The sequence below is a fragment of the Nocardia sp. IFM 10818 genome (assembly GCF_054655275.1).
In genome coordinates this window covers 4358844-4373074 of record NZ_BAAHJH010000001.1, presented here as the reverse complement: position 1 = coordinate 4373074, position 14231 = coordinate 4358844, and the positions used below count along the sequence as shown (strand labels likewise).

The 14231-nt window shown below is 67.5% G+C and carries 17 protein-coding genes; 9 read left to right on the top strand and 8 right to left on the bottom strand.

The annotated features are described in order from the left end of the window. Positions 1–55: 55 nt before the first annotated feature. From ACYQ5L_RS20090 to ACYQ5L_RS20075, 4 genes are all read left to right on the top strand, one after another. Positions 56–472 carry a nuclear transport factor 2 family protein gene (locus ACYQ5L_RS20090; RefSeq protein ID WP_459959224.1) on the top strand — a complete coding sequence of 139 codons (417 nt, stop codon included), beginning with the start codon at positions 56–58 and terminating at the stop codon, positions 470–472. A 305-nt stretch (positions 473–777) separates the two neighbouring features. Continuing rightward, positions 778–1956, top strand: coding sequence for a xylose isomerase (gene xylA, locus ACYQ5L_RS20085; RefSeq protein WP_459959223.1), 1179 nt, complete (start codon positions 778–780; stop codon positions 1954–1956). A 5-nt stretch (positions 1957–1961) separates the two neighbouring features. Beyond that, positions 1962–2579, top strand: a complete 618-nt coding sequence (locus tag ACYQ5L_RS20080) for an FGGY-family carbohydrate kinase (protein WP_459959222.1) — start codon at positions 1962–1964, stop codon at positions 2577–2579. After that, on the top strand, positions 2576–3754 hold the full coding sequence (locus ACYQ5L_RS20075) for an ROK family protein (protein WP_459959221.1): 1179 nt from the start codon (positions 2576–2578) through the stop codon (positions 3752–3754). Before ACYQ5L_RS20080 ends, ACYQ5L_RS20075 begins: the two co-directional genes overlap by 4 nt. A 58-nt stretch (positions 3755–3812) precedes the next feature. On the opposite strand, the gene ACYQ5L_RS20070 is transcribed toward ACYQ5L_RS20075, so the two are convergent. From ACYQ5L_RS20070 to ACYQ5L_RS20050, 5 genes are all read right to left on the bottom strand, one after another. Continuing rightward, a complete protein-coding gene (locus ACYQ5L_RS20070) occupies positions 3813–5558 on the bottom strand; it encodes an ABC transporter ATP-binding protein (RefSeq protein ID WP_459959220.1) in 1746 nt (581 codons plus the stop codon). Positions 5559–5594: 36 nt separating this feature from the next. Continuing rightward, the gene (locus ACYQ5L_RS20065) at positions 5595–6761 is read right to left on the bottom strand and encodes an asparagine synthase-related protein (RefSeq protein WP_459959219.1); all 1167 of its coding nucleotides are present in this window, start codon (positions 6759–6761) and stop codon (positions 5595–5597) included. A 133-nt stretch (positions 6762–6894) separates the two neighbouring features. After that, complete coding sequence (locus tag ACYQ5L_RS20060) at positions 6895–7068, bottom strand: lariocidin/triculamin family lasso peptide core domain (protein ID WP_459959218.1); 174 nt, start codon at positions 7066–7068, stop codon at positions 6895–6897. A gap of 174 nt (positions 7069–7242) precedes the next feature. After that, positions 7243–7692 (bottom strand): helix-turn-helix domain-containing protein, encoded by a 450-nt coding sequence (locus ACYQ5L_RS20055; RefSeq protein WP_459959217.1) that lies wholly within the window; start codon positions 7690–7692, stop codon positions 7243–7245. Positions 7693–8017: 325 nt separating this feature from the next. Next, positions 8018–8359 (bottom strand): MerR family transcriptional regulator, encoded by a 342-nt coding sequence (locus ACYQ5L_RS20050; RefSeq protein ID WP_459963483.1) that lies wholly within the window; start codon positions 8357–8359, stop codon positions 8018–8020. A 221-nt stretch (positions 8360–8580) separates the two neighbouring features. On the opposite strand from ACYQ5L_RS20050, the gene ACYQ5L_RS20045 reads away from it, so the two are divergent. After that, positions 8581–8808 (top strand): hypothetical protein, encoded by a 228-nt coding sequence (locus ACYQ5L_RS20045; protein ID WP_459959216.1) that lies wholly within the window; start codon positions 8581–8583, stop codon positions 8806–8808. A 254-nt stretch (positions 8809–9062) separates the two neighbouring features. Here the strand turns inward: ACYQ5L_RS20045 and ACYQ5L_RS20040 are convergent, their stop codons facing one another. After that, complete coding sequence (locus ACYQ5L_RS20040) at positions 9063–10070, bottom strand: DUF5995 family protein (RefSeq protein WP_459959215.1); 1008 nt, start codon at positions 10068–10070, stop codon at positions 9063–9065. A gap of 56 nt (positions 10071–10126) precedes the next feature. Here ACYQ5L_RS20040 and ACYQ5L_RS20035 point away from each other — a divergent pair, with 56 nt between their 5' ends. From ACYQ5L_RS20035 to ACYQ5L_RS20025, 3 genes are all read left to right on the top strand, one after another. After that, positions 10127–10540, top strand: a complete 414-nt coding sequence (locus tag ACYQ5L_RS20035) for a GNAT family N-acetyltransferase (RefSeq protein WP_459959214.1) — start codon at positions 10127–10129, stop codon at positions 10538–10540. 165 nt (positions 10541–10705) lie between these two features. Beyond that, positions 10706–11137, top strand: a complete 432-nt coding sequence (locus tag ACYQ5L_RS20030; protein ID WP_459959213.1) for a DUF6463 family protein — start codon at positions 10706–10708, stop codon at positions 11135–11137. Between the two features lie 368 nt (positions 11138–11505). Then, positions 11506–11955 carry a hypothetical protein gene (locus tag ACYQ5L_RS20025; RefSeq protein WP_459959212.1) on the top strand — a complete coding sequence of 150 codons (450 nt, stop codon included), beginning with the start codon at positions 11506–11508 and terminating at the stop codon, positions 11953–11955. A gap of 151 nt (positions 11956–12106) precedes the next feature. Here the strand turns inward: ACYQ5L_RS20025 and ACYQ5L_RS20020 are convergent, their stop codons facing one another. Both ACYQ5L_RS20020 and ACYQ5L_RS20015 read right to left on the bottom strand, forming a co-directional pair. Further along, positions 12107–12688 (bottom strand): hypothetical protein, encoded by a 582-nt coding sequence (locus tag ACYQ5L_RS20020; RefSeq protein WP_459959211.1) that lies wholly within the window; start codon positions 12686–12688, stop codon positions 12107–12109. Positions 12689–13103: 415 nt separating this feature from the next. After that, positions 13104–13874 carry a YqjF family protein gene (locus tag ACYQ5L_RS20015; protein WP_459963482.1) on the bottom strand — a complete coding sequence of 257 codons (771 nt, stop codon included), beginning with the start codon at positions 13872–13874 and terminating at the stop codon, positions 13104–13106. 157 nt (positions 13875–14031) lie between these two features. Here ACYQ5L_RS20015 and ACYQ5L_RS20010 point away from each other — a divergent pair, with 157 nt between their 5' ends. Beyond that, entirely contained in the window at positions 14032–14181 is a 150-nt protein-coding gene (locus tag ACYQ5L_RS20010; protein WP_459959210.1) for a hypothetical protein, read from the top strand. Positions 14182–14231: the final 50 nt, after the last annotated feature.

Sequence of the window (14231 nt, the reverse complement as noted above, 5' to 3'; positions counted from 1 at the left end):
GCCGGATACGGTTCGAGTCACCTATTCAACTAGTTGACTATGAGAGGTGAAGGACATGCATCCCTTCCGAGCGGCCGTGGAGGCCCGCGACGAGGCGGCGATCGAGGCGCTGCTCGCCGACAATGTGGTGTTCACCAGCCCGGTGGCGTTCAAGCCGTACCCGGGCAAGGCGATCACCGCGGCCATCCTGCGCGCCGTGATGCGCGTGTTCGAGGACTTCCACTACGTGCGGGAGATCGCCGACGCGGGCGGGCGTGACCATGCGTTCGTGTTCGAGGCGACCGTGGACGGCAAACAGATCACCGGCTGCGACTTCCTGCATTCCGATGCCGACGGCAAGATCGACGATTTCATGGTCATGGTGCGCCCGCTGTCGGCGGCCCAGGCGCTGGCCGCGCGCATGGGGGAGCAGTTCGAACGGATCAAGGCCGAGGCCACCGCGCAGCTCGAGCGTGAGGCGGCGCGCGGGTGAGCGACTACGACGTCATCGTCATCGGCGCGGCAATGCCGGGTTGACCGCTGCGGCGACCTGGCCACCCGCCGGGTCGACCACGCCGCCGGGGTAGGGGCGCGCCCGCACCCCGGCGCATCGTCGGCGTTCGACCATCGCCGACGATGCGGGCGGTGATGCCGCGCGTGTCAGCGGCTCGGTGACCGAGTCGGCTCATGAATCATCCTGCTGCACAGCGTATTCGATCGATCACCGGGTGGGTGGTGTGGGTCGTGAGTAGGCTCGGCCCTACTTAGTTCAATGCCTGAACAAAGTTGGGGATGGATATGCCGACACCGACTCCTATGGATAAGTTCTCGTTCGGTTTGTGGACGGTGGGATGGCAGGGGAGAGACCCCTTCGGGGATGCCACCCGGCCGGAATTGGATGCGGTCGAGGCCGTGCATCGGCTCGCGGAGCTGGGCGCCTACGGCATGAGCTTCCACGACGATGATCTGGTCCCGTTCGGGGCTTCCGCCGCCGAACGGCAGCGGCGGATCGAGCGTTTGCGAAAGGCGTTGGCGGAGACCGGATTGGTGGTGCCGATGGTCACCACCAACCTGTTCACGCATCCGGTGTTCAAGGACGGCGGGTTCACCAGCAACGACCGGGGCGTGCGCCGGTTCGCGCTGCGGAAGGTGCTGCGCAATGTGGAGTTGGCGGCCGAGGTGGGTGCGCGGACCTACGTGCTGTGGGGCGGGCGCGAGGGCGCGGAGTACGACAGCGCCAAGGATATGCGTGCGGCGCTGGACCGCTACCGCGAAAGCGTGAACGTGCTCACCGAATTCGTCCGCGATCGCGGGTACGACCTGCGCTTCGCACTCGAGCCCAAACCCAACGAGCCGCGCGGGGACATCCTGCTGCCGACCGTCGGGCACGCGCTGGCGTTCATCACCACGCTCGAGCATCCGGAGCTGGTCGGGGTCAATCCCGAAGTGGGGCACGAACAGATGGCGGGATTGAACTTCGTCCACGGGATCGCGCAGGCGCTGTGGCAGGGCAAACTGTTCCACATCGATCTGAACGGCCAGCGCGGTATCAAATACGACCAGGACCTGGTGTTCGGGCACGGCGATCTGATGAACGCGTTCAGCCTGGTCGACCTGCTGGAGAACGGCGGCCCGGGCGGGGCGCCCGCCTACGATGGCCCGCGGCACTTCGATTACAAGCCGTCACGGACCGAAGACATTGCGGGCGTGTGGGATTCGGCAGCCGCGAATATGCGCACGTATCTGCTGTTGAAGGAGCGCGCCCGCGCCTTCCGCGCGGATCCGGAAGTGCGGGAGGCGTTGTCCGCGGCCGGGGTCGGCGACCTGCGCACCCCGACGCTGGCCGCGGGGGAGGGGTACGCGGGTCTGCTGGCGGAATCCGACCCGGACTTCGATCCGGACGCGGCCGGTGCACGCGGATACGGATTCGTCCGATTGAACCAGCTGGCGCTGGAACATCTGCTCGGCGCACGGTGAGGCGGATGACACTGGTCGCGGGGGTCGATTCCTCGACCCAGTCGTGCAAGGTCGTCATCCGCGAGGCCGAGACCGGGCGACTGGTGCGGTCCGGCCGGGCGGCGCATCCGCCCGGCACCGAGGTGCATCCGGAAGTCTGGCGGTCCGCGCTGCGCGCGGCCTTCGCCGACGCCGGCGGTCTCGCCGATGTCGCGGCGATCAGCGTGGCCGGGCAGCAGCACGCGACCGGCGCGCTGCACGGCCTCACCACCGCCACCGCGTCACCGGCCAATATCGCCCGCGCCGCCGTGGAGGGCATGCTGTGCGGGATCGCCGCCGGGCTGGAAGCCTTGACCGCCCAAGGCATTTCGATCAACGTGGTGCGGTTGACCGGTGGCGCGGCCGCGCTCGCGGCGGTGCGGGAGATCGCGCCCACGGTGTTCGGCGTGCGGGTGCTGGCGCCCGAGCCCGGCGAATACGTCGCCGACGGCGCGGCCCGGCAGGCCGCGTGGGCGCTGCGCGGCGGTGCCGAGGCCCCCGAGTGGCCCGAATCGGCGACCCCGGTGCGGCGCTACGAGGCTCCGGCGGCGGACGCGGTGCGGGAGCGCTACCGGGCCGCCCAGTCCAAGTACCTCGAGCGATGAGTCCGCTGCCGGGCCCGGTCCACCTGCGGCAGGTGCGCACCGGAAATCTGCAGGCGCTGCTGCGGGCCGTGCTCGACGGCCCGGCTTCGCGGGCCGAGCTCGCCACGCGCACCGGCCTGACCAAGGCCACCGTCGCGAGCTTGGTGGAACCGCTGCTGCGGCAACGGATTCTGACCGAGGACCCGGTCGTGAACACCGGGCGCGGACGGCCGTCACGGCCATTGCGGTTCGCCGAGGAGGCCCCCGTTGCGGTCGGCGCGGAGATCAATGTGCGCCACCTCGGTGTCACCGTGCAACGACTGGACGGGACCACCGTGGCCGAACGGCACATCGACCTCGACAATCGCCACCGCGGCGCCGATGACCTGATCGACCGGCTCGCCGACCTCGTTCGCGCCACGATCACCGAATCGGGTGTGGCACTACTGGGAATCGGGCTGGCCGTGCCCGGCATCGTGCGCGAGGGGACGGTCGTGCACGCCCCCAATGTGCCCGGTCTCACCGATGTTCGCATCGGCGACCGCCTGGCCGCCGCGCTCGGGGAGCCGGCGGTGGCGGTGGACAACGAGGCCAATCTCGCCGCCCTCGCTCACCTGTGGCCGCATCGCCTGGCCGGGGACGACTTCGTCTATGTCTCCGGCGATGTCGGTATCGGTGCCGGAATCGTGCTGGGCGGGTCGCTGTTTCGCGGGCGGGGCGGGTTCGCCGGTGAGCTCGGGCACGTCGTCATCGAGCGCGGCGGTCGTCTCTGTGCCTGCGGCGGCCACGGTTGCGTCGAGCAATACGCGGGGTTGCAGGCGATCCTCGCCGCCGCGGGCGCGCCCGGACTCGATGCGCTGTGCAGCGCCCTGCGTCAGGGCGATACGCACAGCCGCTCCGCCGTCAATTGCGCCGGCTCGGCGCTGGGCACCGCCCTCGCGTCCTTGATCAATGTCTGCGATGTCGCGACCGTAGTGCTGGGCGGCTGTTACGCAAGCCTTTTCGACGACCTCGCCCCCGGCGTGCGCGCCGAACTCGGCATCGGAGTCCTCGCCGCGGCCCGCCGCCCGGTCACCCTCGCCGTCTCACCGCTGGCGGCCGGCGCGGTCACCCGCGGCGCGGCCGCACTCATCACCCGCCGCAACTGCCTCGAACCGGAACTGCTGCTGGCATCCGGCCGGGGAGCAACGGTGTGATGCGACGCTCGTTTGACGGGACCAACTCGCATGTGAAGCGGATGGTTTCGGCGGTCGGCTAGTCGATCAGGGTTCGCGGGTGCCCGTTGTGTATCGGGGATGTCCTGGGCCCCAGCAGATGCCGGACGTCTTCGTAGTCGCCGAGGGCGACGATCCTGCCCCCGTCCAGCACGGCTACCCGATCGGCGTGCCGCACCGTCGCCGGTCGGTGCGCGATCACCAGCAGGATGCAGTGGGCGGAGATTCGGCGCAGCGTTCGCACCAGGAGTTCTTCGTTGGCGGCGTCCAGGTGAGAAGTCGGCTCGTCGAGGATGAGGATCTCGGGGCGCTTGAGCAACGCCCGGGCGATGGCGACTCGCTGTTGCTCGCCGCCGGAGAGTGCGGATCCGTGTTCGCCGAGTTGCGTATCGAGCCCGTTCGGCAGCCGGTCGAGGACCGCGGGCAGACCGGTGACGCCGATGACCTGGTGCAGCGCCGTCTCGTCGACGTCGTCGACGCCGTAAGCGATGTTCTCTCTGAGGGTGCCGTACATCAGGCTGTTGCCCTGGTCGACCAGACCGACCTTGGCCCGCCATTGCGCCAGCGTGTAGTTGCGGGTCGCGCTGCGGCCGTCGAGCAGTATCTCGCCGGCCTCCGGCTCGTGGAAGCGTGTCAGCAGATCGACCATGGTCGACTTCCCGGCGCCGGACGGGCCGACCAGGGCGGTATAACTGTTGTGGGGCAACCGGATCGAAATATCCTCGAGGATCGTGCGTTCGCCGTAGCGGAAACGGATATCGTGCACCACCAGGCCATTTCGGCCGGCTTCGGGCGAATCCTCGCGCTCGCGATCCTGCTCGACCGGGAGTACCAGAATCCCCTCGACGCGCCGCAGCGCCGCCAGACCGGTCTGCACCGCGCGGGCGATGTCGAGCAGTCCCGACGCCGGGCCGGAAACATAGCCCACATAGAGCAGGAAGGCGACCAGATCGCCGATCGTCATCGCGCCCGATGACACGCGAGCCAGGCCGACGATGATCACCAGGATGAAGGATCCCCGGGCGCCCAGATCGATGGCCGGTGACACCACGGCTCCCACCCTGGCGGCCCGCAGATTGTGGTCGTAGATGTGCTGTGCGGTGCCCTGCAAGGATTCCGATTCCCGTGGTTCCCGGTTGTGGATCCGCACCGTGCGAATGCCGCTGAGCACGCGCTCCAATTCCGAAGCGAGGCGACCGGTCGCGTCCTGCGCGGCCTCCACGGAGTGCCGTATGCGCGGAAGCACGGATCCGACGACGGTCATCGAGGTGGCCACTATGACGAGGACGACCGCGGCCAGCAGGGGATCGAGTACGACCATCATGGTCACGCCGCCCGCGACGACGACGCAGTTGACGACCGCTCCGACGACCTGGTAGGCGATCGCGTCCCGCAGCAGCGTGGTATCCGTCGTCGCGCGCGAGATCAAGTCACCGAGTCGTTGTTCGCCGAAAACCGAAATGCGCAGGCGCAGCAGGTGATCGATCAACAGGACGCGCAGGCGCAGGACGATGCTCTCGCCGGCCTGATCCAGTTTGTAGGTCGAATAGGCCTTGAGCGCGGCCTGGAGCAGAAACAGCACGGTGAGCAGCGCGAGCGGCAGCACAATCGCGGCATGGGCCGACGCTCGTTCGACGGTCCTGGTGACTATCACCGGCTGGACGAGTCCGCAGGCCGCGCCGAGCAGAGCGCAGGCCGCCGCCGAAAGAAAGCGCCAGCGATCTCCTCGTGCCCAGGAGAGCATCCGGCGCAGGCCGACGACACTGCGATCCGATATCGGGGACATTGTTCTCCTCGCGGTTCTCCTCGCGCAGGCCGTGATTCAGTCGGTGAGGCGGTGACCGCGCTCCAGGGCTTCGGTCAGCCACTGTTCGACTTCCATGACGCGCAACGTGATCAGGGCGTTCGATTCGCGCTTCGGGTAATCCGGTTCGAGGATGCCGCTCTCGATCAGGTTCTCGGGAACGAATGGCCGCTCGATGCGGCTCAGGACGGCACGGCTGAATATCTGTTTGGCCGTCGGTAACCGCGGCCGGATCCGCGGCGGGATGAGCTCGAGCACCTGGGACTTTCGCCGCCAGTAGCGGTGCGGGTAGGCGGGGTCGTACCGGCGATCCAGCGGAAGCCGCCGGGCACGATCGATGAATTCCGGATCGAGAAAGGGATCGCGTTTCGGTATGAGTCCCGGCGTCCGTAACCGCTGGTGCGGATAGAGATCGCTCCACGCCTCCATTGGTGCGAACGCGGCATGATTGGTCGCGTGCAGGTGGACCAGTGACCGGACCCAGGCGGTCGTCCAGCTGTCTACCAGCCCGCGGTATCCCTCGGTCAGGAATTCGTGCGTTCGTCGTTTGCACAGATCGGGCCACGAGCAAGCGAGATAGAGCATGGCGCGGCGGCGCGGGGACAGCTGGTGCGCCGAGAGCGCGAGCAGTTCCAGCGTTGCGCCCGGATGGTATGCGCCCCGGTGATCGTCCCAGTAGCGCGGCAGGTGCCGCGCGTCTCCGGCGCGGAGGAGGTTCTGCGTCAGGAACTGGGTGCTGCCGAGCAGTTCGTCCGCGCCGTCACCGCTGAGCAGAACCGTGGCCCCGGCGTCGTAGGCCAATTCGACGGCGACCCGATTGGCATCGGGCAGGGCGTCGAGCCGGGGTCCCGCCGCATCCCAGGCGGGCCGCCCGGCGGGTTTGCGTGCCAGGTCGGCGGTATGCAGATCGCATGGCGATCCGAGCGCCTCGAGCAGGCCGGCGACGATCGGCACGTTCGATCGCCCACGGTCATCGATCATCTCGATCGTGATCGCGGAAATGCGGCGTTCCGCGCCGAATTCCGCGACCACGGTGGCGAGAACGGCGAGGGAATCGAGCCCGCCGGATAATTGCACGGCAATTCCCTCGCTGTCCCCGACCGCACGCCGAATGGACTCGCCGAATTCCCTGCGGAGGTTTTTGATCGAATTATCCGGCTCCGGCCATGGCGGTTCGACGACCATGTCTTTGCCGTTTTCGAATGGTTCGGCCGGGCCGAATTCGCCAGCTATCGCCGGCCAGGCGAACCACAGCGCCAACCTACTTCGAGAAATTCCGTCCTTCGACATGCTGTCGCTCCCGGTTCACCCGATCTTGTTACCGGGCCTGGACCAGCACGCGCTGGGCGTCGGCCAGGGTCCGGTCGAGGTCCTCGAGCAGGGCCCAAATGGTGTCCGGGTGAGAAAGTCCGGGGGTGAACTCGCCGCCGTCATCCTCGCCCTTGACGCCCTTGCCGTAGCAGCCGTCGCCGGGGTTGCACTTCTTCGACATTTCCGTATCCAATTCGTTGTACCTATTTGCCGCGATTTCGGCAGGAAGTGAAGGGATTTCGCTTCCCTCTTCGATTCAACGTGGTGCGCAAGCCTGCCGCAATATTCGGAAATGGACAGGATGTCTGTCCGAAAATGTGCTGCTGTACACGATTCGGACCTATTCGAATCGCTGTTAATACTCCGACTCGAGGCACAGGTCGGCATCGAGCCGGGCGATGATCAGAGCCCGGATCCCGGGCCAGGTTTCGGTGCCGCGCAGGTCCATCCAGATCGTGACCAGCCTGGACAGCAACTCGGTGAACGGTTCGATTTCCGGGTGGTTCTCCACGAGATGCTGCTCCACGACCGACTTCGGCGCGGTGACCTGTTGATCGGTGCGTTCGAGGTGCGCCTCGTGCCATAGCCGCAGGAGTTCCCCGCCGGTCCCGAGAACCGAATCGCTGTGCTCGGCGAAGTCCCGGCTCGGCCAGCGCTGGGCGGTCTCGACCTTGGCGACCGTGGAGGCACTGTGCAAGATCCTCCGGCCCAGCTCGGCCTGCGAGAATCCGCGCTGGATGCGTCGCCGGCGCAGCTCGGCGCCGAACCTGTGCCGTGCGGAGACGTGCGGCGTCAAATCGCTCATTCGCCTGCTCAAGACGGTTCCCCCGGGTGCCGGAAGAGCGCGAGCCATCCGACGGGCCGCTCGGCGGCGGGAATCATTGCACCCCTAGCGGATCGGGCCGGTATCGGTCCCCTCCCATGCTGATCACGCGACAGAACGCCGACATCGGCCGAACAGCCTATTCGGCTGCTCGACTGCGGCAACGGGTGTGCGATGTTCGGCTGCCGCGATCCGCTCCGATCCCGGGGACCATTGTTCGGCACGGCAATGAACTCGGGCCGGGTCCGATCGGCATGGGTGCTCTCGACGTGGATGCGGGAGCCGAGGCGGCGTGGCCGGTGGTTCGTCAGAGGTGGGGCGTTCCCGGTTGCGGGCGGTGGATCTGCTCGGCGGTGAGGGCGTCGTTGCTCGCGCGCAACGCGGCGTTGGCGTCTTCGAGGTCGAGGATGCGCGCGATACCGGCGAGGTTGATTCCCTGTCCGGTCAAGGCGGTGATGCGGGCCAGGCGGGCGAGATCGTCGCCGCTGTAGCGGCGCGTGCCGCCGCTGCTGCGGACCGGGGTGATCAGGCCGTGCTGTTCGTAGAGGCGCAGGGTCTGCACGCCCACGCCGGCGAGTTCGGCCGCCACCGATATCGCGTACACCGCCTGCCCGGCCCGTGGCAGATGGTCCTGTCCCTGTCCTGGCATCTGCTGCGGCTCCCGTTCTTCGCTCATGATCGACTCCTGAAGATTACCTCTCTGTCCTACTTGCACTCGGTCGGGCCGAGTGCTAAATATTATCTCTGTCAGATGACAGAGATTATCTAGGTTTCCTTCGATCGAGAATGGAGTGAACCGGAGGTGGCGTCCATGCCGATGGACGCCTTACGTCCGAGTGCGAGATTCCCTGTGCGAGAAAGGAGATCGCGATGACCACGCTCGTACCGGCCGGCAGCGACCTCGACCGCGCCGAGCAACACGCCCTCGTCGACGAGCGCGACCGTGACCTCGGCCTGGACGCCGCCGCAGTGCAACCCGTGGCCGAACGCTCCCGGCCCGTCTTCGACACCGCCGACCTCACCGACCGCCTCGACCAGAACTGGATCACCCCCGTTCCCAGCGATTACGACGATGACTACAGCTGCCTCGCCTACTGACCCCGTCCACACCTACACCGCGCACCAGGAACCGGACACCGCGGTGGTGCGGTGGCCCGACCCGAGCCCGTTGCACCCATGGTGGGAATCGGTCATGGCGTCCGCCATGACCGCCGACCCCGCGGTTCCCCGATCACCCGATCCCCGGCATCCCCGTGCCCGCAATCCCTTCCTGCGCTCTTGTGCGCCCACCCGCGCCGCTACCTCCGTTTGATACCGCCCGACTCGCGCACCACTGTGCGGCGGTGACCGTGTCAGCCCAGTTTCGGGCACGGGCCGTGATGCGGGGGCGGGTCGTCGCGGGCGAACAGGGTCCGGATGATGTGTGCGAGGGTTTGTGAGAGGTGTTCGATTTGGCCGGCTACCAGTGCGCGGTCCGCGGGGGTCGGGGCCAGGAGTAGTTGTTCGGCTGCGCGCCAGGCGTATTCGCGCCAGGCTTGGATGGTTTGGGTGAAGGCCATGTAGACCATGGGTTCGAGGTTGGCGCCGGCGCGCAGGGTGGGGTCGGCGTCGCCGTACATGTCGGCCAGGGTGGTCAGTACCTCGTGCTGGTATTCGGAGAGCATTTGGCTGGCGCGTTCGTGGTCGCGTTTGCGGCTGGTGCCGTCGGGTGCGGTCACGCCGAGTTCGGAGATGACGAAGGGCAGGTCCCGGGTGATGTGGGCGTTGAAGCCGAGCACCGCGTTGGCCAGCACGGTCACCGAGTGGGTGTCGGCGGCCTGGAAGGCGGTGCGCCACGCGCCGGGAACGCTGTCGGGATGGCCGCCGTAGTAGTCGTCGAGGGCGCGGAAGTAGTAGTCGGCGAAGTGGACGTCCCAGTTGCGCAGGAAGACCGGGTCGTCGAATCCGCCGCTGCCGACGATGTTCTGGGTGGCCTTGGTGGCGGTGAGGTAGGACAGCAGCATGAGGGCGTTGTCGTCGCAATCGGCGATCATGACCGCGCCGCGGCGTTCCATCTCCTCGATGACCTTCGTGATGCATTCGGGCCCGCCGCTGGGGCACGGTCTGACCTGTTCGGTGTGCGGGACCGGCAGCGGCGGCAGTTGATGGGCCCACGGCAGGTACCGGCCCTCGGGTCCGAACAGTTGCCGCGTGATCTCGGCCAACGCCGGCATCGGCGGCAGTCCGGCGACACCCAGCAGCAGCCGGGAGGCGACCGAGTCGACCTGCTGTGGCGGGGGCTGCGCGGAGACGGCGGGCGCCGCGGCCCCCAGCAGCGCCCCGACCAGGCATACGACCAAACCAGCTTGGGCTGTTCGCATGCGGGCATTCTTCGGCACCGCGGCCGCAGCACCGGGATATACGGTGTACTGCCGACATGCCCATCGCGGCTGTGGGCGGAAGAGGCGCGCGAGTACGCCTGGTCGCGGACCGTGGCGGCAGCTTCGCCGGATACTGCACGCTGCTGTGGGCCTCGGCGTACGAGCCCTTCCGTGCCAACGGGATTCCGGAGATTCAGGATCTGAACGTACTGCCGCTGTACCGCAACCGTGGCATCGGCGCGATGCTGCTGGACGCGATCGACGACGTGGCGCGGCAACGATGCGAGGCCGTGGGTCTCGGGGCTGGCCTGCATGCCGACTGCGGGTCCGCGCAGCGCCTCCATGTCCGGCGCGGCTACCTGCCCGACGGACGCGGAATCGTCTACGACAACAAGCCCGTCGAGTACGGGGCGAGCATCAGCGTGGACGACGACGCGGTGCTCATATTCACCCGCGACCGGGCGCGGTGACGCCTCGCGCTCCGACGAGTTGCGAGTGGAGGCATAGACCAATGTGGTCGAGGGCGGGTCGTCGGGCAGTGTGGTCGGTGTCATCGGCACGGAACCTTCCGTATTGGAAGGATTGCTCTATATCCTGATTCGGGTACCTCTCTGGAACCGGAAGGTGATTCCACGATGACCGATCTGACTCGCGCAGCCGGAGAACGGCTCTCGGCGAGCGCGCTGTGCCCGTGGGTGCACCGCCTGATATTCGCTGCTGCCGCAGTGCATTTCGTGTGGGCATTTGTTCGGCCCAATGCCTGGTCGGGCATCGTCCGTGACGGTGTGTGGGCGGCGGCGGCCGATCGGGACAGCCCCGACCACTTCGAACGTGAGGCCAGTGTCTGGTTTCTGATCGCGGGAATCGCGTTGCTGGCATTGGGTTCGCTCACCCGGCGGATCCTGATTGCCACCGGCACGACGCCGGTTGCCGTCGGCTGGTATCTGCTCGCGGTCGGTATTCCGCTGACCGTCATCTACTTCCCGCTGACCGGAGGCTGGTTGATGCTTGTGATCGCAGCGATCGCATTCGCCGCCGGCCGATTCAGGCGAAGGGTTCGAGGCTGAATCGGCCCCAGGCCGCACGGACGAGGCCGCGCGCCTGCTGGGAGCGGCTTGCCGAGCTTCACCAGGGGGATGCCGATGGGGGCCAGGATAATGGTGGCGGACACGATGATTCCGACCAGCCAGACCAGTCCCGCCACGATACCCAGCACGGCGCCGAGCACGGCTCCGAGGATGCCCAATATCGAACCCAATAGCGGTTCCCGACCCTGGCCTGGCTGCGCCCACGGACCCGGCCGGTCTCGTGGAGTTCTTGTGCAGGTGCGCATTTCGGCTGTACGCGTCGCTCGGCTGTGTCGGTTGCGTCGATCTGTGCGGCGGCGTGCACACGCCATTTCGTTTGGTGTGTAGGACAACTAGAGTTCTGGACCATGCGTATTCGTACCGCGGTCGCCGCAGTCGGCGTCGCGCTCGGCGTCGCGGTCGCCGCGCTCGGCGTCGCGGTCGGCGCACTCGGCCTCGCGGTCGGCGCGGTAATGCTGTACTTCTACGACGGCGGGTCCAAGGATCACACATACCTCGAGGTCGGCGACTGCTGGGATTACAGCACCCGATTCGACGAATCGGTACACGTGAAGCCGTGTTCGGGTCCGCATTACGGCGAAGTGATCCTCGAGGCGGACCTGTCCGCCGTCGATCGGCATCCGTCCGGCGGGTACGACGCCTGGGGTTTCTGCAAACGGCAGCTGAGCGAAATCCTGTCGAGAAACAGCCATCTGGACTACTGGATGGTCCCAAGCGGCGGCATCCTCTGCGCGGTAATCTCCGCCGATAATGCCGGTACCCGGACCGGCGGCCTCATCGGCAGAGTCGATCGCTGACCATCTCGCGCTCCCCACGGTGGCGACGTCTCCGGCCTGTTCCCGCTCACGTGCTCACCCAGCTCACACAGGCATGGTGCGTTCACCCTGCACGCAGCATCAGATAGTCGAGGAAGCGCGACCCCCATCAGAGATGGGGGCGGTCGATCGGTCAGCGTTGGGGGGTCAGCGTGATGGCGCCGACCACCGCTCCACCGAAATACGCCGGGCCCTCGTACCCGCCGTGTCCGTCGCTGATCAGTACGACGCGGTGGCCGGGAAACAGGTCCACGTAACCACCGTCGGGCGTCGAATGAATGGGGTAACGCCCTATCAGGACCAGGTCCCCGCCCTCGACGCGCGCGTCGCGTTGCAGGAGCACGATGCCAGACGACCATGTCGTGGACGTGTAGGCGCCGGGTTCGACGTCGGCGAACGCTTGACCGACCGTGCCGAAGAGCGTGGTGACACCTACGGCCACAGCGATCGCAGCGGTCCGGACCATCGCTGGTCTGGCGTGTAGGGACATCGTGAACTCCTGTCGCCTCGGGTTATCGACTCTACGCCTGATCTGATCACAACGCGGCCGACTGACCCCGGCCCCGTTGATCTCCCGTGGGCCGGCGCCGGCCGCTTCGGACAGCCCGCAACGCGGCTGTGAGAGTACGTTCGCGGACTCACCGACCTGCCGGACGCGCTCGCCGATGACGTCACTGCCCTGCCCTTCGATCACGGCACCGAGCAGGCGGGACACACCCTCGCTGTGTGTTCAGAAGCTGTTGCAGCAGTGGGGGTTTGAATGGGGCGGGCGGTGTCTCGAAGGGCTGGCGCCGCCCTGCGCCGAAGCCACCCCGACCATGAATAGTTGAGAGACCGTCCTCAATTCGGCATGTGCGGGCGAGCCGACTGCATCCGGCTGTGAAACATCGTCGACCGGGAACTGGTGGCGGACCCTTCTCGGGCTTTGCCGCCACCAGTTCCCGGTCGACGTCGTTTCACATGTCGGGGGATTACTGCGGTTCGGGTGGCCCGGCGGCGGTCGCGATTTGAAGGAAGACGGCTATCGGCTCGAGGACCGCAGCTCGGCCGCGTGCCTGCGGCTGGGATCGACGGCTGACCACCCGCGCGGCATGTGGTAATCGGGTGTGTCGCAACTGGATTGGGTGTGGTCACGGGGTTGGGATGCCCGCGGGGCGGGCGGGGCGGCCGAAACGCACCGGGACTCCGGGTGAGTAGAGCACGCTGGCCGGGGGGAGCTGCGGGGTCGGGAGTCCGGCCGCGGCTATCAGGGTTTCCTCGCATTCGAGTAGTTCGGCTCGGTGCAGCGTCCAGCGGGGGTGGGTGTTGGGCAGGAACATCTGGCGGTCGAAGAATGTGCTGTGCATTCCCCAGCGGGCGGTGAGGAAGTGTTCCAGGTCGGTGGGCTCGGTGATCGGTTCGCCGACGCCGATGGTGATCCGGCTGCCCGCGCCGCGCGGGCCGGGCCAGCGGCGAGTGCCGGTGTAGGTGATGCGCTCGCCGTCGTGGCGGATGGTCATGCGCGACCACATGTAGGGCAGCCGGAATCCGGTCCGCGCGACGGCTACCGGCACCACCCGTGACGCGTCCAGGGAACGGAAGACCACCCCCCGCCGTCCGTGGGCGTCCACGGAGTACAGGCGGACATTGGTTTCGGGGAAAGTGCCCAGGTAGGGCAGCCCCGGAAGTCGCCACCAGCCGACCCGATGCATCCGGAAGGCGACCAGCCCGATATAGGTTGACCCGTTCAGCGTGTCGGGAACGGTGCCCGGCGGCAGCAGCGGAGCGACGTCGTCGGGATCGGCGACCCAGTGCAGAAAGGCCAGGTCGAGCCACGACTGCGTCAACAGTGGGCGGGGAATCGGCCCGGGTGCGTCCGCCGTGATCGGCTCCGGGACCACGGCCTCGTGCGGTTCGGGCATCAAGACCACTGCGTCAGTATTCCAGTCCTCGATCCGCGGGCCCCGGTCGGTCCAGCGGAGTCCTGATCAACACGCACAGTTCCGCGAGGCCCATGTCGATGCCGCCGCCGATCTCGCCCACCAGCAGTGGGAAGATCGACCGACGCGGAACATGGTCGTGGGCGCGGCCAGCGGGGCGCTGATCGGTTTCGTCGTGCTGCCGATCGTCGGACTTCTCCCGGGCGCGGTTCTGGGCGCCTCGGCCGGCATGGTCATCGGCTGGGCCGCGACAGACCCTGCCCCGGCGGCCGTTCCGCAGAAGAACTGACGCTCGATTGGCGGCGGGTGAGGAGACTCGGAGTGTGAATACCGTGGAGG